General features: G+C 30.3%; 13 protein-coding genes and 1 rRNA gene. 11 read left to right on the top strand and 3 right to left on the bottom strand.

Annotated elements, in window-relative coordinates:
* The first annotated feature begins 10 nt into the window (after positions 1-10).
* The 4 genes from ACNQ12_RS02135 to ACNQ12_RS02120 all read left to right on the top strand — a co-directional run bounded on the left by ACNQ12_RS02135 (position 11) and on the right by ACNQ12_RS02120 (position 3732).
* Positions 11-616 (top strand): ribonuclease HII, encoded by a 606-nt coding sequence (locus ACNQ12_RS02135; RefSeq protein ID WP_416754625.1) that lies wholly within the window; start codon positions 11-13, stop codon positions 614-616.
* A gap of 82 nt (positions 617-698) precedes the next feature.
* Positions 699-1499 carry an energy-coupling factor transporter ATPase gene (locus tag ACNQ12_RS02130; protein WP_418019235.1) on the top strand — a complete coding sequence of 267 codons (801 nt, stop codon included), beginning with the start codon at positions 699-701 and terminating at the stop codon, positions 1497-1499.
* Positions 1490-2719, top strand: coding sequence for an ATP-binding cassette domain-containing protein (locus ACNQ12_RS02125; protein ID WP_418019236.1), 1230 nt, complete (start codon positions 1490-1492; stop codon positions 2717-2719). Before ACNQ12_RS02130 ends, ACNQ12_RS02125 begins: the two co-directional genes overlap by 10 nt.
* On the top strand, positions 2719-3732 hold the full coding sequence (locus ACNQ12_RS02120) for an energy-coupling factor transporter transmembrane component T family protein (protein ID WP_418019237.1): 1014 nt from the start codon (positions 2719-2721) through the stop codon (positions 3730-3732). The genes ACNQ12_RS02125 and ACNQ12_RS02120 overlap by 1 nt, the downstream gene beginning before the upstream one ends.
* 33 nt (positions 3733-3765) lie before the next feature.
* Here ACNQ12_RS02120 and ACNQ12_RS02115 read toward each other — a convergent pair whose 3' ends face one another.
* Positions 3766-5397: an endonuclease gene (locus tag ACNQ12_RS02115; protein ID WP_418037077.1), complete on the bottom strand. Its 1632-nt coding sequence runs from the start codon at positions 5395-5397 to the stop codon at positions 3766-3768.
* Between the two features lie 323 nt (positions 5398-5720).
* Between ACNQ12_RS02115 and rpsP the strand changes: the two genes are divergently transcribed.
* From rpsP to rplS, 3 genes are read left to right on the top strand one after another with little or no spacing between them, the layout of a single operon-like run.
* Complete coding sequence (gene rpsP / locus ACNQ12_RS02110; protein ID WP_416738577.1) at positions 5721-5969, top strand: 30S ribosomal protein S16; 249 nt, start codon at positions 5721-5723, stop codon at positions 5967-5969.
* Positions 5969-6652: a tRNA (guanosine(37)-N1)-methyltransferase TrmD gene (gene trmD / locus ACNQ12_RS02105; RefSeq protein WP_416754617.1), complete on the top strand. Its 684-nt coding sequence runs from the start codon at positions 5969-5971 to the stop codon at positions 6650-6652. Before rpsP ends, trmD begins: the two co-directional genes overlap by 1 nt.
* Positions 6642-7001: a 50S ribosomal protein L19 gene (gene rplS / locus ACNQ12_RS02100; protein ID WP_418037078.1), complete on the top strand. Its 360-nt coding sequence runs from the start codon at positions 6642-6644 to the stop codon at positions 6999-7001. The genes trmD and rplS overlap by 11 nt, the downstream gene beginning before the upstream one ends.
* 49 nt (positions 7002-7050) lie before the next feature.
* Here rplS and ACNQ12_RS02095 read toward each other — a convergent pair whose 3' ends face one another.
* Positions 7051-9177: an MIP family Ig-specific serine endopeptidase gene (locus ACNQ12_RS02095; RefSeq protein ID WP_418042134.1), complete on the bottom strand. Its 2127-nt coding sequence runs from the start codon at positions 9175-9177 to the stop codon at positions 7051-7053.
* 51 nt (positions 9178-9228) lie between these two features.
* A complete protein-coding gene (ligA, locus tag ACNQ12_RS02090; RefSeq protein WP_418037081.1) occupies positions 9229-11343 on the bottom strand; it encodes an NAD-dependent DNA ligase LigA in 2115 nt (704 codons plus the stop codon).
* Positions 11344-11482: 139 nt separating this feature from the next.
* Between ligA and ACNQ12_RS02085 the strand changes: the two genes are divergently transcribed.
* From ACNQ12_RS02085 to ACNQ12_RS02070, 4 genes are all read left to right on the top strand, one after another.
* Complete coding sequence (locus ACNQ12_RS02085) at positions 11483-12631, top strand: trigger factor-related chaperone (RefSeq protein WP_418042132.1); 1149 nt, start codon at positions 11483-11485, stop codon at positions 12629-12631.
* A gap of 16 nt (positions 12632-12647) precedes the next feature.
* A 5S ribosomal RNA gene (gene rrf, locus ACNQ12_RS02080) occupies positions 12648-12753 on the top strand.
* Between the two features lie 116 nt (positions 12754-12869).
* Entirely contained in the window at positions 12870-13175 is a 306-nt protein-coding gene (locus tag ACNQ12_RS02075; protein WP_416754610.1) for a thioredoxin domain-containing protein, read from the top strand.
* A gap of 166 nt (positions 13176-13341) precedes the next feature.
* A complete protein-coding gene (locus ACNQ12_RS02070) occupies positions 13342-17130 on the top strand; it encodes a putative immunoglobulin-blocking virulence protein (protein ID WP_418037083.1) in 3789 nt (1262 codons plus the stop codon).

Here is a 17130-nt window from a genome sequence, read left to right as displayed (position 1 = left end):
AATTTGATATATGTTAGATTTTGAAAAAGATTATTGAACTAAATACCCTTTAATAGCAGGGCTGGATGAAGTTGGGCGCGGCTGCTTAGCAGGCGAATTAGTTGTTGCTTGCGTTGTTTTTCCTGCTAATTATAGTAATAGTAGAATCAAAGACTCTAAATTGCTAAGTGAAAAAGTAAGGGAAGAATTATATGATGAAATTATAGCTTCAGCTCTTGCTTATAGCATTGAAATTCGTTCATTAAATGATATTAATAATTCCAATCCAAAAGCTCAATCTCGCATTGGGATGCAGTTAGCTTTAGCTAAACTACCTTTTGAGCCGGATTTAGTTATCACAGACTTTGAACAAATTAGTACTAACTTGCCACAAATAAATCTTATAAAAGGCGATAATATTTCACTTTCGGTAGCAGCAGCTAGTATTTTAGCTAAAGTTACTCGTGATCGTATGATGCTGCAATATAGTAAAATTTATCCACAATATGATTTTGAAAATAACAAAGGATACGGAACTAAAAGGCACTTACAAGCTTTAGAAACTTATGGAGTTACTCCATTGCATAGAATCAAATATAAACCAGTCGCAAGTATTTTAAGCAAAAAATCTCATTAAGGGATTTTTTTAAATCTAATTCGTTTTTTTTACTAAATAAAATATTATTAAAAATAATATTTTCTATTAAAATTTAAACATAATGATTAAAGCAGAAAATATTACATTTAGATATCGCGAAGACGATATTAAACCAGCCCTTAAAAATGTCTCTTTCACTATCGAAAAAGGGCAATATGTAGCCATATTAGGACATAATGGTTCAGGAAAAAGTACCTTATCTAAAGTTTTAGTTGCCTTATTGAAACCTCAATCAGGTTCTTTAAGTATTGATGGAATTGAGTATAACAAGGAAAACTTATCTCAAATTCGTAAAAAAATCGGAATTATTTTTCAAAACCCTGATAACCAGTTTGTTGGTTCATCAGTTGAAGATGATATTGCTTTTGGCCTTGAAAATCGTTGCATCCCACATGATGAAATGAAACCATTGATCACTAAATATGCTTCTAAAGTTGATATGTTAGATTACCTTGAAAGAGAACCTGAAAATTTATCTGGTGGTCAAAAGCAAAGAGTTGCCATTGCATCAGTTTTAGCACTTAATCCAGATGTGGTTATTTTTGATGAAGTTACTTCTATGCTTGATCCTAAGGGGAAAAGTAGCGTTCTTGAAATTATTAAAGAAATCCAAGAAAGCAAAGTTAAAACTTTGATATCTATAACTCATGACATGGACGAAGCTATTTTAGCTGATAAATGTTTAGTTTTTGCTGGAGGTGAATTAGTGGCAGCTGGCTCACCTAAAGAAATCTTAAAAAATAAAGAAATCATTGAGATAGCTAAAATTGAGTCGCCATTTGTTTATCGCATTAGTGAGAAGCTTAATGGTATTGAACCAACATACAATGAAAAGGAGCTAATAGAACAATTATGCAAATAAAAATTACAGATTTATCGCACACATTTAGTCCTAAGTCTCCTTGAGAATTTACTGCTTTAAAAAACATTTCATGCCAAATTAATGATGGCGAATATATTGGAATAATTGGCTCAACAGGTTCAGGAAAGACTACTTTTATTGAACATTTAAACCAGTTACTCAGCCCAAGTAGTGGAAAAATTGAATGAGATTTTTATGATGATGTTGTCATTAACAAAAAGTATATGTTAGCAAAACTAGAGAAAGAGTTATTGGCTAAATATTCTTCTAATTCATCTCAATATAAAGCTGAATATAAATTGCGTGCTAAGGAAATTAAGAAAACTTTGAAAGTTAATAACACAAGAGTAAAACAACTAAGAAAACAACTTAATAAAGAAGTGGCGCTTGCTGTTAATACTTTTAGAGCTGATTTCATTAAACAAAAGTCAAATAGTTATGAAAATAAAATCCAATTCACACATGCGCTTGCAACAGAAACTAAACTTTTTAAACTTAACTACATTTATGAAAGTGAGCTTGGTAAAGAAATTCATCGACTAAAATATATCCAAGACAACATAATTTTTACTAAAAATTCTAAAAGTAATGTTTTTGGTAAAGATCCTAAACAATTACGTAAACATGTTGGTATTGTCTTTCAGTTTGCTGAATATCAATTATTTAAAGCTACTATCCAAGAAGATATTGCTTTCGGTCCTATGGCCTTCGGTGTCGCTAAGGAAAAAGCTTATCAATTAGCAGCTCAATGTTTAGAGCTAGTCGGACTTGGTCCTGAATACTTACAAAGAAGTCCTTTTGAACTTAGTGGTGGCCAAAAACGTCGTGTAGCTATTGCGGGAATTTTAGCAATGGAACCAGATTTTTTAGTAGTTGATGAACCTACTGCTGGTTTAGATCCAGTTGGCGTTAATGAAATACTTGAAATATTGCAAGGATTAAACAATACTGGCAAAACTATTATTAATGTTACTCATGATCTTGATAATATTTTAAAATATGCTAAAAGAATTATTCTATTTAAACAAGGCCAAATTGCACGTGATGGTGACCCTTATGAAATACTTAATGATGTTGAGTTTCTTAAAGAAAACAATCTGCAACCCCCACATTTATTAGCTTTTGCGAACAAATTGAGAGCCAAAGGAATTCCTGTGCCTAAAATACTATCTGAAGATGATTTAATTTCTTATCTCAATTCATATCTAGGAGGGAAATAATGAAAAGTGTTTTTGGTCGTTATATTCCCGGAAAAGGCTTCTTATACAACCTTGATCCTAGAATTAAACTTTTAACTGTTATTCTTTATATAGTTATGGTATTTATGGTTCAATATTTTATTGACATGATTATCTTACTAATTCCTTTATTAGTAGTTTATATTACTACTAATAAACGTGTACGTCCATTGTTTAAACTAATGTGATTACCATTTTTCATCTCATTTATTATCTTTTTTGTCAATATGTATACTATTACAAATCAAACAGTCTATAAAGATTTACAATCAATTTATGATTCAGCAACAAATCAAGATAGCAAAAACTGACTGTTTAATATGTACAATCCAAATAATACTTTTTGAGCTTTTAGTTCTGGCAGCGGAAGAGAAGAAGATATGTTAATTCCGCAGTTTGATACTGTTACAAATACTTACAGCTTCATAACTGCCAAAATGCCTATTCAATATGGTGTTTCATTAGATTCAATTAACCGGACATTATCTTTATTTTTTAGAATCTATATTATGATTTTAATTACAGCATTATTAACAAATACCACTCGCCCAATTTTATTAACTAAATCTATTGAAGATATTTTATGACCTTTAAAATTACTTTTCATTCCTACTCATGTTATAGCAATGATTATTTCTATTGCTTTGCGTTTCATCCCTACTTTAATTGATGAAGCAAGTAGAATTATGAAAGCTCAATCATCTCGTGGTGTTGATTTTAAACATGGAAATTTAAAAGAAAAAATTAATGCTTTTTCAACATTAATTATTCCTTTATTTGTTTCTAGTTTCGCCCGTGCTGAAGACTTATCTAACTCAATGGAAACCCGTGGTTATGATCCATATGCTAAACGTACAAAGTATAGAAAAATTAAACCAACTTGACTTGATTTGTTTGTATCTTTATTTTTACTAGGAATATTAGCTTTCTTAATTACTAATATGGCTTATCCACAATATTTACCTTCATGATATACAGTAACTAAAATAATATAAAAATTAGCCTATTATCAGGCTAATTTTTATATCCTACTTTTCGCTTTTTAGTGTAGCTTCAACTAAGACACCTTTATTAACAAATGGTTTAGGGCTTTGACCAAATAAACTATCTGCTAGGTCTGGATAATCAATAAATGGATTACGCATTTGTTCCATTTTGGCTATTTCATTGTTTCTCGTTACATCTCATGGATCAACTGCATCTTTCATATCTCAATTTAGGTATGTATTTAAGTAATGAGGCAATAATTTAATAACAGTGTTATCTGAGAAAATAGAATTTTTTGCAGATATATTCTTTCTAGAATATGTTACTACAAAGTAAAGATATGCACGTGCTATATCGCCTTTGAACTCATCAAGTGGTTCCATAGCACTTTGCCCTATGCTGTTTGTTCCAAATTTGCTTCCTTGACGGAAAGTATTAGAAACACTAACTACGTTATCGTGTGGGTAATTTGCTCTTTCGCCATTAACTTTAATATCAGTTGGAAAAACATGTTGTGCATCATTACGCATAGGAGATTCTTTATTAAATCATGATTGTGGGATAACATGTTCACGATTCATTCCTTCACCTTCTGATGCTGCAGAATTTTTTGCATAAGCATTATATGATGTGTAATAATAAGGATCTTGTCCATTAGGTTTTTCAGAATAAATGTCTAAAATACTGTTATCTTTTTCATAATATTTGTCTTTAAATGCATCTGATTTATCATAAATGGTTTTTAAATAATCGTAGCCTGGTTGCCCTGATTTTATGCCATTTAAATGTTTTGCCTGTATATCTAACAATGCATTTAATAATTCTAATCCACTTTTCCCATCTGCTGCTGCATAGTAATTATTTGTATCATCGTATCTGTATGTATATTTACTTTGAGCTGTTGGCACAGTTACTGTTGCTAAATTATTAACAAGTGTGCCAGTTGGAACAGCGTTGTTGTGACCAGTTTGATCACTATTTGCAACACCTTCAGAAACTGTAAGTTTAATTACACTTGTATATGTTTTATCAGTATATTTAAATTGTTTGTCTGCTAGGGGAATAGCAATTTTATAATTTATAGTAAGTGTATTTGTTGTTTTATCAAATGTGCAAGCTACATCGCCATTTGGGAATTCTTTATCTTTACTTGTAAAAGTTGGCTTATTCACATTGGCAAGTTGAAAATTAGCAGCATTAAATGAATCTTTTGTTTTTAAAAATGCTACACCTTTTCTTCTTAGTGCTATATTTTTGCTTCTTCAGTCAAATGAAATTGTCTTAGCACTTTCTAATTTTGTAATTACATCTTGAGACACACTATTAGGAATTATTTCAAATAAATTATTACCATCTTTTAACCCTGTTTCAGCTAATTCAGCATCTACAGCTGGTTGTGCACCTGGTTCTGGCTGTGCACCTGGCTGTGCTCCTGGTTGTGCTCCTGGTTGTGCTCCTGGTTGTGCTCCAGGAGTTGGTGTTGTTGATCCCCCATTTTGATTTCCTGTTCCCGATGCACTTCCACCTGCTTGAGTTCCTGGTGTTGTTACGTCTCCTGTTTTATTTCCATCTGTTTTTTTAGTCATTTCTCCGTTGCACTGTGATGCTACTACTGGCATAGCAATAATAGACAATCCAGCCAATGAAAGTAAGAATGTTTTAATTTTCTTCATATTTTTCTCCTAAAAATTATTTTCTTAATCTAATTCTAATATATTTTTACATTTTACTTGAATTTAGGAGTGTTTTTTGTGAAAATGTTTCTTTTGCTATGATATATTACATATATTACTATAATATAGGGACATTCTGCTCAATTAAGATGTGCATTTTTTTGATTTAATAGACAAAAACGGGCTCACAGCCAACTTTTTTAAAAATTATGATAGCGAAATAAAAAAACCTAAAAAAGATTTTCAATTCCTAGAGTTTCTATTATAATATATTCATATTTATTTACTGTCAAGCACTATTGCTTGACACTTAAGGAGGACAAATGGTTAAAATTAGATTAAAAAGAATGGGTGATAAATTTAGACCAGTTTACAAAGTTGTTGCAGCTGATGCAAGAGCTCCACGTGATGGTAAATTTATCGAAGCTTTAGGACACTACAACCCTAAAACAAAGGAATTTGTTTTAGATAAAGAATTAACTTCAAAATGAATTAAACAAGGTGCTAAACCAACTGTTACAGTAGCTAACTTATTTAGAGCTCACAATTTAACTTTAGAACTTAAAAAATAATGAAAATTAATTTTCTTACATTATTTCCAAATTACTTTGAACCTTTTATAAATGAAAGTATAGTTAAAAGAGCTAAAGAAAAAGAATTAGTAGATTTTTCTGTAGTTGATTTTAGAGACTTTAGTCAAGATAAACACCGTAAAGTAGATGATGAAATCTATGGAGGTGGACATGGTTTACTTTTACAAGTAGAACCAATTGACTTAGCATTAGATTCATTACCAAATCGTGGTGGATATAAGATTCTTGTATCACCACAGGGAAAGACATTTACTCAAGAAATGGCTCAAGAGCTTACACAATATGATCAAATTACTTTTATCTCAGGTAGATATGAAGGGTTTGATGAACGTGTTGTTGAGCTTGTGGATTTAGAATTATCAATCGGAGATTATGTCTTAACTGGTGGAGAATTACCTTCAATGGTAATGGCTGATAGTATTATTAGATTGCTACCAGGGGTCATAAAAGAAGAGTCACATATTTATGATTCATTTCAAGGTATTGGATTATTAGACTATCCACAATATACTCGCCCACGTGAGTATAAAGGGATGAAAGTTCCTGAAGTATTATTCAGTGGAGATCATAAGAAAATTGAAGAATGAAAAGTTCAGGCCCAATGAGCTAAAACGCTTAAGAATCGCCCTGACATTATTGAAAGGATAAAACATGAGAAATAAATTATTAGAGTTAGTTGAAAAGTCACAATTACGTTCAGACTTACCACAATTCAAAACAGGTGATAACGTTAGAGTTCACGTTCGTATTCGTGAAGGTGAAAAAGAACGTATCCAAGTATTCGAAGGTTTAGTAATTAGCAAAAAAGAATCAGGTACAAGAGAAGTTTTCACAGTTAGAAAAGACTCATACGGAGTTGGAGTTGAAAGAACTTTCCCTGTTCACTCACCTTTAATTGCTCACATTGAAGTAGTTCGTTCAAATAAGGTTCGTAGACAAAGATTATACTACATGAGAGATCGTAAAGGTAAATCAGCTCGTCTTAAAGAAATCAAAAGAAACAACAATTAATCAATTTGCCCATAAAAAAATAGCCAGCAGTGGCTATTTTTTGTTAACATTAAAATCCTTCAGGGAATAAAGCTGTTGCTTTGTTTCCTTTTTCATCAAAACCATTTGGGTAGAATAATTTAAGGTTGCTACGATATGAACGTGTTTGGTGTGTATAACCAGTATTGTCAATTAAGTTATATCCATAAATAAATTTATTATTTGCAACTGGAATATCTGCAGTTTGTAGCAATGGAGCAAAAGTACCAAATGAAATGTTGTCTCCGAATTGCACACTAGCATCTACACCATTGTAAATTCCAATAATTTCACCAAAATCATTATATACTATTGAACCACTAGCTCCATAGTATAATGATGAAAACTTAATATTGTAATTAAATCCGTAAAAACTTGCATAAGGTCTATTTCATAATTCTGAATATATTTGTATATTACCTGTTTCAATTGGTGACTCTGCATCATTGGTTGCATAATCAAATAATTTATTATTTGCAATTCCATTCGCAACCCCAGTTCTACGGTTGTATTGTAGTAATACTTGATCACTATCTCTTTCTAATGGGTTATTTTGCATTCAATATGATAAGTTTGTATTATTCTTTGGGTAACCTGCTATATAAACATTTTTAGCATTGCTCAATCCGAAATTATAAACAGGATTGCTTTGTGATAAATCTCTACCTTTAGATAAATAATCTAATGTTGGTAAATATGTTGCTGTGTTAGCATCATAATTAGGATAAGGAATATTAGCTTTCATTCTTGCTACATAGGAATCCACAGCTGCGACAGCTTGCTTAATTCAATCTGCTAAAATTGAATCTGCTTTAGATAAATCTACATCCATTTCCAAAATTCCAAAGTCTGTATAAAATGGTATTTTAGATGGATTTTGATTAATAAAGTTTTCATATAACTTACGAGTATCTTCATCCATACTCATTTTTTGCATTTGCGATTGCTTTTCTTTTTTATAAGCATCTCATTTTTGATTAATTTGATCGGCATATTGGTTGTATGTTGCATCATCCATATAATCAACAGCCGCAAATAGCACTTTAGGATTGCTTAACGATGATGAATATTGCGTATTGCTTAATGAACTATAATCTGGTGTCGTCAATGTTTGATTATTTGCATAATACTTAACGTATCCACCAATTTGAGCAATATGTTGATTTCATGTGTTATTTCCAATTGATGCAAAAGATGTAGGCATACTGCTTTTACCAATTGCAAATCCCCCAGGTTGATTTCCGGTAGGATCATTATAATTGAGCTCTTTATCTATATTACTTGCATTTGTATTGCTATAATTTCCTATAACGTGTAAGTTTGTGGCTATAAATAATTTATATTTATTTTCATCCACCTTATGATAATCAAGCACTCAACCAGTACCTTGTGATTCAACTAATTTCTTCCCTTGACTAGTTGTTACTAAAGAAGCTGGTCGTATTGAAAAAGTTCTATCTCAAATTTCTTTATATATTGTTTCTGCGTTCACAGCTTTATATTTTGAAACATAATCAGGATAGCTATTGGCTTGAATAATGCCTGCATTAGGGTTAAATGGTGGTATTACAAAAGGAGGCATAACAGGTGGCACAGGACCAGGTTCTGGCTGAGGCTCTGGTTTTACAGGTTCTGGCTGAGGCTTTGGTTCTACTGGCTCTGGTTTTACAGGTTCTGGCTGAGGTTTTGGCTCAGGTTGTGGGGTAGGGACTGGTTCAGGTGTAGGAGGTAAGATAACATCTCCAGTCTTTCTGAAACCACTAAGCTCGCGCATAGCTAAAATACCTAAATCACTATATTTCTTACTCAAAATAGCAACTGTGATTGTAAGTTTTCCCATATCGTTATTTGCTGCCAACCCTAAAGAAACTCCCTTGAATTTTCCGGATTGTAAAATTTGATAATTATTAGTATTTACACCATTAATATCTAAATTGTTAAATGTGATTTCTGAAGGAAATGTTACTTTTATATTAACATCAGTTTTGATGCTAACAGAAAGCATTTTTGATACTGTATTTATATCAGCAACTGCTTGTTGGTATTTTTCTTCTTTATCTTTTTCTATAGCAGAAGGTTGATTACATGCACTAGCTATAGGAGCAATTCCCAAAATGGCACTGCTTCCTAAAATCATTTTTAATATATATTTTTTCATATAACTATTATATTAAAAAATACTCCCATATCCGGAAGTATAAAATAATTATTATTTTAGTGCTAATTTATCAATTAATTCAAAGAATTCAGCTTCAGAAATTATCTTAGTTCCTAGCTTTTTGGCTTTTTCAATTTTAACTTCACCAACATTTTCACCACAAACTAAATAATTAGTTCTCCCTGAAATTGATTTATGAACTATTCCCGAATTATGTTCAATTATTTCTCACATTTCATCTCTGCTTACAGCCATTTTGCCCGTAACCACAAAACTCAATCCATTTAATAATCCAGTTGTTTCTTTTTGTGAAATAATATAATTTAATTCTTTATCTAAAGTTTTCATTTGAGTGATATGTTCATTATCTGATAAATATTTTTTTATGGATTCCACTATTTCAGAACCAATAGTATTAATTTGCATTAATAAGTCTAAATTAAAATCACATAATTCAGTTAATGACTTGACTTCATTAGCTATTAATTTTGCCACTTCTAATCCAACATTTTTGATCCCGAGTGCAAAAATAACTTTATAAAGTTCTATTTTTCTAGAAGCCTCAATTGACTCTAAAATATTATCAATTTTCTTTTCTTTGATGTTAAAATCGCCTTGAATGATTGTCTCTCTAAAATTAGATAAGTGAAAAATCGAAACAAAATCAGTAATAAAATGATTATCATAAAAAAGTTCAACAATTTTATCACCTAGTGTCATAATGTTTAAAGCTTTTCTCGACACAAAATGAATTAACTTTTTAATCTTTTTAGATTCGCAATCATCATTTTCGCAAAATTGATCAACAATCCCTGGCATTTCAACTAGTTCGCTACCGCAAGCTGGACAATATAGTGCTTTAGGGAAAATATTTTTTGTGTTTTTTTGTTTCATATCAATTATTTTTGGAATAATTTCACCAGATTTAATTACTACAACTTGGTCACCTATATTTAATTTCAAGTTATAAATAAAGTCGTAGTTATGTAAAGTTGCTTTCTTCACCATAGTTTGATTTAACTCTACAGCAGTCTCGAATTCTGCAACATATGTAATTTTACCAGTGCGACCTACGGTGGTATCAATTTTAGCAACTATAGGGTAAGCTTCTTCGGTTTTATATTTATATGCAATTGCATAACGAGGAAACTTAGCAGTTTTGCCTAAAGAATCCCAGTATTCTAATTCATTTAATTTAATAACAAATCCATCACAGTCATATTTGAACTTATCTTTTAAAGCCTCAAACTCATTTATTCGTTTGATTATTTCTGATGCTTCTTTTTCTACATATCCATATTCATGAGTTGGCAAGCCTAATTCTTTGATAAATTTTAAAATTTTATCTTGATGAAAAATATTGTGTTCCAATGGGTTTACAATATCGTACATTAAAACTTGTAAATCTCTTTGAATTAATAATTGAGAATTCTTTTGTCTTAAAGTTCCGGCAGCCATATTTCGTGTGTTAGCAAACTGCTGTACACTAGGTTCAATTGGTTTGCTTGCTTTTTTTCCTTCAGCTAAGGCTTTTTCGTACTTAGGTAATTTTACATTATAGTACTCATCAACTTTTTCTTCATATTCTTGTTCGAGCATTGCATTCGTTTCAATGAGCTTGTCCTTCGTTACATAAACTTCTCCTCGTATTTCAATATCATTTAAATAAGGAATGACTTTTGGGATTGATCTTATCAAAATAGCATTTTTTGTAACGTCTTCTCCAACTTTTCCATCACCACGGGTTACTGCTCTTATTAACTGTCCATTTTGATACATTAAAGAAATTGAAAGACCATCAATTTTAGGCTCTAAATTAAAACTAATGTTTTTATATGGTAATTCATTTTTAATGTCATCAATAAATTTATTAATTTCTTCAAAAGAATATGCTTTTGCTAATGAAAGCATGGGTTTTTGGTGCGTGTATTTTGTGAAATTAATGTTTGGGACTCCACCGATTTTCTTAGTTGGTGATTCAGGCAAAATAAAATCTGGATATTTTATTTCTAATTCCTCTAATTCACGTAATAGTTGATCATAAACATAATCTTCTACCATTGGATTATCTAAATTATAATAAGCATTATTTAATTCATTTAAGTAACTTGTTAATTCTGCAATTCTTGCTTGTGCAATTTCTTTTTTGGATTTGTTTACATTCATAATTTATATTATAACTTTTAATTTCTTGAATGCATTCGTTATCTTATTTTTTAATTTAAGCAAATATAATGCCTATTTGCTAAATTTTCTATTCATTTGAGTACTTTACTATATAATTATTTTAATGAAAAGAGGACAAATGCAATTTGAAACAAAACATATAAATATAAATAAAGAAGAATGAATTAATGCGCAACATCAAGCATTAAGCCAACTTGAAAGAAATAAAAAAGAAGGGCAAAAAATTGAACAATCTTTAATTTTAGAAACAGCTGCTCACAATCTTTTAACATTTTATAGAAACACAGAATTACAATCAAACAATGATTTATACAAAGATAGAATTTACTTTTTACCAATTGCTTCTAATGTTAAATTCTCAATTGAAGAAATGAGTTTTGATCTTAAAACATATTATCAAGATAAATTAGATGAATTTAATTTGGAAGTTAACCCAAATGTTGAGTTTAAAATGCCGGATGATTTTAGTACAAGAGTAGATTTATTTACTCAAAACTTTATTCAAAAATACAGATTCAAAATACAAAGTAGTAAAGAAACTGTTGAAGCTGGAGATAATGTTGAATTTAAAATCTGACCAAGTCAAACACCAGACCAAGCTGAAAAATATAATGCAGTTGCTAATTTAGAATCAAAGAACCCAATTGAACAAGCTTTAGTTGGGCTAAAGGTTAATCAAGTTCAAGAAATTGAAGCATTTGGCACAAAATTTACTTTAGAAGTTTTAATGATATTTTCATATCAAGAAATGCCTATTACAGATTTAAATGTTCATTTACTTAATATTCCAAATATTAAATCTTTAGCAGATGTAAAAACACACATTTATGATGTAACTCAGGCTCAAACTGTTAATGATGAAATTTTTTCTTATGGTGAAAAAATTATGAGCTCTATTTTAGAAATGAATAAAGGAAAGCTTGTAATTCCAGAAGATTTAATTGAAAATGATATTAAAGCATTCGAATTTTCTGCTGAATTTAAAGGCGACAAGAGAGAAGTTGTTGTTTCTACAATAGAAAACTACTTCTGAACTATTCTTGCAATGAAAAAATTCAACTTCATAATTACTCAAGAAGATGTTGATTCAGAATACAAAAAACTTTCAGCCATTATACCAGCAGATCAATTACAACAAATTGGTGGGCAAAGATTATCAAATATTATTTTATTTAAAAAAATAGGTACAATTTATTTACAAAAACATCAAACAAATGAATTTAATAAATTTGAAAAAATATTAAAAAATTATTTTGTTTCAAAATAATTGGTGTTATAATATTTCCAGTGGTTATAGCAGAGGGGATCACCTGATACCATTCCGAACTCAGTAGTTAAGCCCTCTAGCGCCGACGATAGCAGAGATGTGAAAATAGGGCACCGCTGTTTTTTTTACACTTTTTTTATTATTCAAAAACAAAAAGTTAATTTTTTAACTAAAAAAACATAAAAAAATAACTTTTTGCTTTTTTTGTTGTATAATTAATGCGAAAAAAGGAGTAAATATGTTATACGAATCAAATAAAAATCAAGTAAATGAAGTTCTTGCTACTAAACCATCATTATTATTAGAAGTATTTTATGCTTCTTGATGTGGACCATGTAAAATGTTTAAAGGTGTATTAGAAGAATTAGCTCAAAAAGATAATGTCGAAGTTTATAGAATTAATATTGATGAAAACAGAGATTATGCTTATGAAGCTAGTGTAGCTTCTATACCTTACACACGTGTTTACAGAGATGGTGTCTTAGTTTCAACCTTCTTAGGTTACAAACCATATAGTGAATTGAAAGAACTTTTAGGACTATAAGCAGGGGTAATACACTCTGCTTTTTTGCTAAATTTTGTTTATTTTTTTATAAGCAAAATTGTAACTTTTACTGTTACTTTTTTTTTTTTTTTTTAGAAACTATGTTTTATTAAAAATATATAATTTTATTATTAATAAAATATGATAGGTAGGCGTGCGTATTATTATGTTTAAAGCAAAGAAAAGAAAGATTATAAAAACAAGTTTAATTTTAGGAAGTGGTGTACTTTTAACAGGTGCTATTTTTGGCATAACTTTTGGAGTTATTAATCAACATGGTAAAACTTATCAATATCCTTTAAGTGATATGACTAAGCAAAACCTAACAAAGGTCACAATTAAGTTGATTCCTTCACAAGTGTCTGGTACTGATGCAAATACTGAATCTGCTAAAAAAGATGATTCAGATAAGTCTCAAGTGAAAACAACTTTATCATTTACAGACTCAAAAAATAATAAAGTGGTTAAGACTGTTGTTTTACTCACTAATTCTAATGATGAGTTGCAAATGCAAATACAAAATTTAATTCCTAATGGGTATAATTTTGATCCATCTAAATATGCAGATGAAACAACAATTACAGCCCAAATTGGACAAAATAATGTTATCTATATAGTTCCTGAAATCAAATCTCAAACTAAAACAACTTTTGTTTTTTACACGCAAGGTGAAAATGGAGCACAGGAAAATATCAAAACTGTTGAGAAAAATAATGATGAAATTTCTTCTGAAAGTAATTTTGACCTCTCAAAATTACTTCCAGAGGGATATGGTTTTGTAAGCAGTCAAATTCCTACTTTTATAATTGGATACACCAATAGGTTTAATGTTAAAAAACTAGAAGTTGATGTGACATTTAACCTCAAGTTTATGTCAGATAATAAGCAAATTGGACAGCTAGTTTCAGTAAAGGCTCATAAAGGTGATGTTGTAAATATTCTTCGTTATATTCCTGAAGGTTATAAGCTTGCAGAAAATGTTCCAGAAACTATTACAGCTGATAATAATACTTTTGAAATTAAAGTTGTCGAAATTCCAAGACAAATTGTAACTACATTAAACTTTGTTGAAGTTCAAAATGGTAGCGATGTTATAGTAGAATCTCAAAAAATTACGACTGATCAATTTGCTAAAATTGACTACACTAAATATTTACCAAAAAATTATCAACTTGCACCAGGGCAAAATAATATTAGTATCATCTTAGGGCAAGTTAATACAATAAAAGTAACTAAAATTAAAAAGATAATAACAACAACTATTCGTTTTATTGATTCTAAGGATGGTACATCAATTGGTGAGCCATTAAGCCTTCAAACATATGATGATGAAAATATAACTTTTGACAATAGCTGAATTCCAAAAGGTTATAAACTTGTTCAAAATGAAATTAAAATTATTCCAGGCCAATTAAACAACATTTCAATTGAAAAAATTGTTAATAATGTTACTGCAATAGTTGAATACAAATGAAATGGTCGTATAGTATCAACTGCTAAAATCGAAGGTGAAGAAGGAACTGATGTTGATTTATCATCCTCAAGTTACATGCCACAAGGTTTTGAATTGCCGAAAAATGATAAGCAAACAGTTGTTGTAAAACTTGCGAGCCAAACTTTTGTAATTAATGTAATCAAAAAAACTATCGAAACAACTTTTAAATTTGTATCAAATAATGTTCAAATAGGTAAAATAGCAACAATTATAACTGGACCAGATGTTACCTCGATATCACTCGATGAAGTTAAAAAATATGTGCCAGAAGGATATCAAATAGTTCAAAAAGCTACATATGCATTTAAACTCGGACAAGAAAATGTTATCGAAGTAAGTAAAATACTTAAAGAAATTACTACTACAATTACTTTTAAGGATAACGGGAATACAATAGGCAGCCCACATACTTTTAAAACTCTTGAAGGTGATACAAAACCAATTGATTGAAAACAATACTTACCAAAAGGTTACCATGTTACAGCAGAACCTATTATTATTAAAGGCAAGGCCAATGATATTCAAATAGCTAAGGATAAAATCGAATATTCTTACACCTTAATTTTTAAAGATGGAAACAAGTTAATTGGTGAGGTTTCAGGAAAATATTTTGATGATTCAATTCCTAAAGTTACTGATTTTGTACCAAGCGGATATAAATTAGTTAACTCGCTAGATGCAAGTCAAATGCCACAAAATTCAAGTAAGACCTACCAAGTGACTCCAATTATCCCACCTAAGCCACCTGTTGTGACAAAACCTGATTTAACTCCTGAAGAAAAGAAACAAGTCCAAGAACTTGTCAATTCACGTCAAGGGCAAACTGTTGATGTTAATAACTTACAAATACCAACTAAAGAAGAAGATCTCCCAGAAGTTCCAAAAGGAAAAGTACCTAAGGAAGTTGCTACTGACTCATATAAAAGATTAAATCAATATAAAGATTTATTGCGTTCTAATAAAGATCTTACTGCTGATGATCTAAAAGACATTTATAGAGAAGTATGGGAAAAAAATCCTGACTTACTTGAAGTTTTTGCTAAATACTTGAATGGTCAAATACAAATGCCTGGTCGTCCTTTGATTCCAAAAGATCAAATTAGACAAATTGCACGAGCACAACTTGAAGCTGCATCAAGAATTATGCAATCAGAAATTGCAGCTGGTAGAGTACCTGTATTCGAAGTAACTGGTAATACTTTTGGTTATGATGTGACAATAAAATTTGATTATATGGATGATAAATATAATCCAAGTATTCAAAGAATGATACAAGATAATCAAAGTCGTGTCTTGTCTAATGGTGGAAAATATAATCGTCAACCTAGTGGAATATTAAATGGTGATTATATTGGATGAAAGAAATTTGATGTTTCAGGAACTGTTAAAGGTATAACTCCAGAAAAAGATCGTAATAAAGTTTCATATGACCCTAAAACTGGAAAACAAATCAAAGGCGATGATGGTTTAAGAGTCTATGAATACATTCCTGATGGTAAAGATGATTTCAGTAAAAATAAAGCTCCACAAAGAATGCTTACAGTTGATGCATCTAATAAATCTGGATATGACAAATTCTTGCAAATTTTAAAAGAAAATCCATCTATTACAATGGTGAGAGTTGACAAAATTGGTTATGGTGATAAAAATGAATCATTGAGACAATTATTATCTCAACTGCCAAATTCTGTCAAAGTTGTAAATCTCTTCTTCTATACAAAAGATACAACAGCAATTGCAGGTCTTGAAAATGTTCATTTAGATGAAGTAGGTATTTATACAACAATGCCAAATTTAGACAAGCGTAATGATAAAGAAGACTGAGGAATTGACCCAGTTGGACTTAAAAACACTAAATTTGCTTCATTTGAAGGTGGAACAATTGAATCTTGAGAAGCTTTAGCACCAGGCCAAAGAGCTGCCTCAATCATCTTTAATACTATTAGACCATCTAAACATGCTAACTTCCAAGATATTAAAGATGGATTTAATATAGCACTTAAAACCAAAGCTAATTGAAAAATATTTAATGGAACATTTGGTGTTGGAGGATATCCAACGGGAATTGACTTATCATTAAATCACAATATAAAATCAATGAAGGACCTTCCTTTAAACCAAAGAGTCTTTAGAAAACTTACACTACATGCAGACGGAGATACTTTCTCATTACCAATTGGTGAAATTGTATCTGGTCAATTTGGCTCACTTGTGGTACAAGGACCAGATCGTGCCAAAATGTATTTTGACAATCCTGCAACTCACATTTTACATTTAACAGGTAAAGCTAGTGATATTGGTCAAAATTACGGAATTCATTTATATGGATTACTTGAAGCTGGAAAACAATCACTAGACACCATTGTAGTTGATAATTTAGAAGCTGAACAATTAATTAAAAGTTCACAGGCTTGAGGAGCATTTGGATCAAGCTATAAACTTATTGTTAAAAACAAATAG

The organism is Mycoplasma paraquilae, from assembly GCF_048284415.1.
Taxonomy (GTDB): Bacteria; Bacillota_I; Bacilli_A; order Mycoplasmatales; family Metamycoplasmataceae; genus Mycoplasmopsis.
Note: the sequence above shows the minus strand (reverse complement) of the source record. Positions and strands in the feature narration are given on the sequence as shown.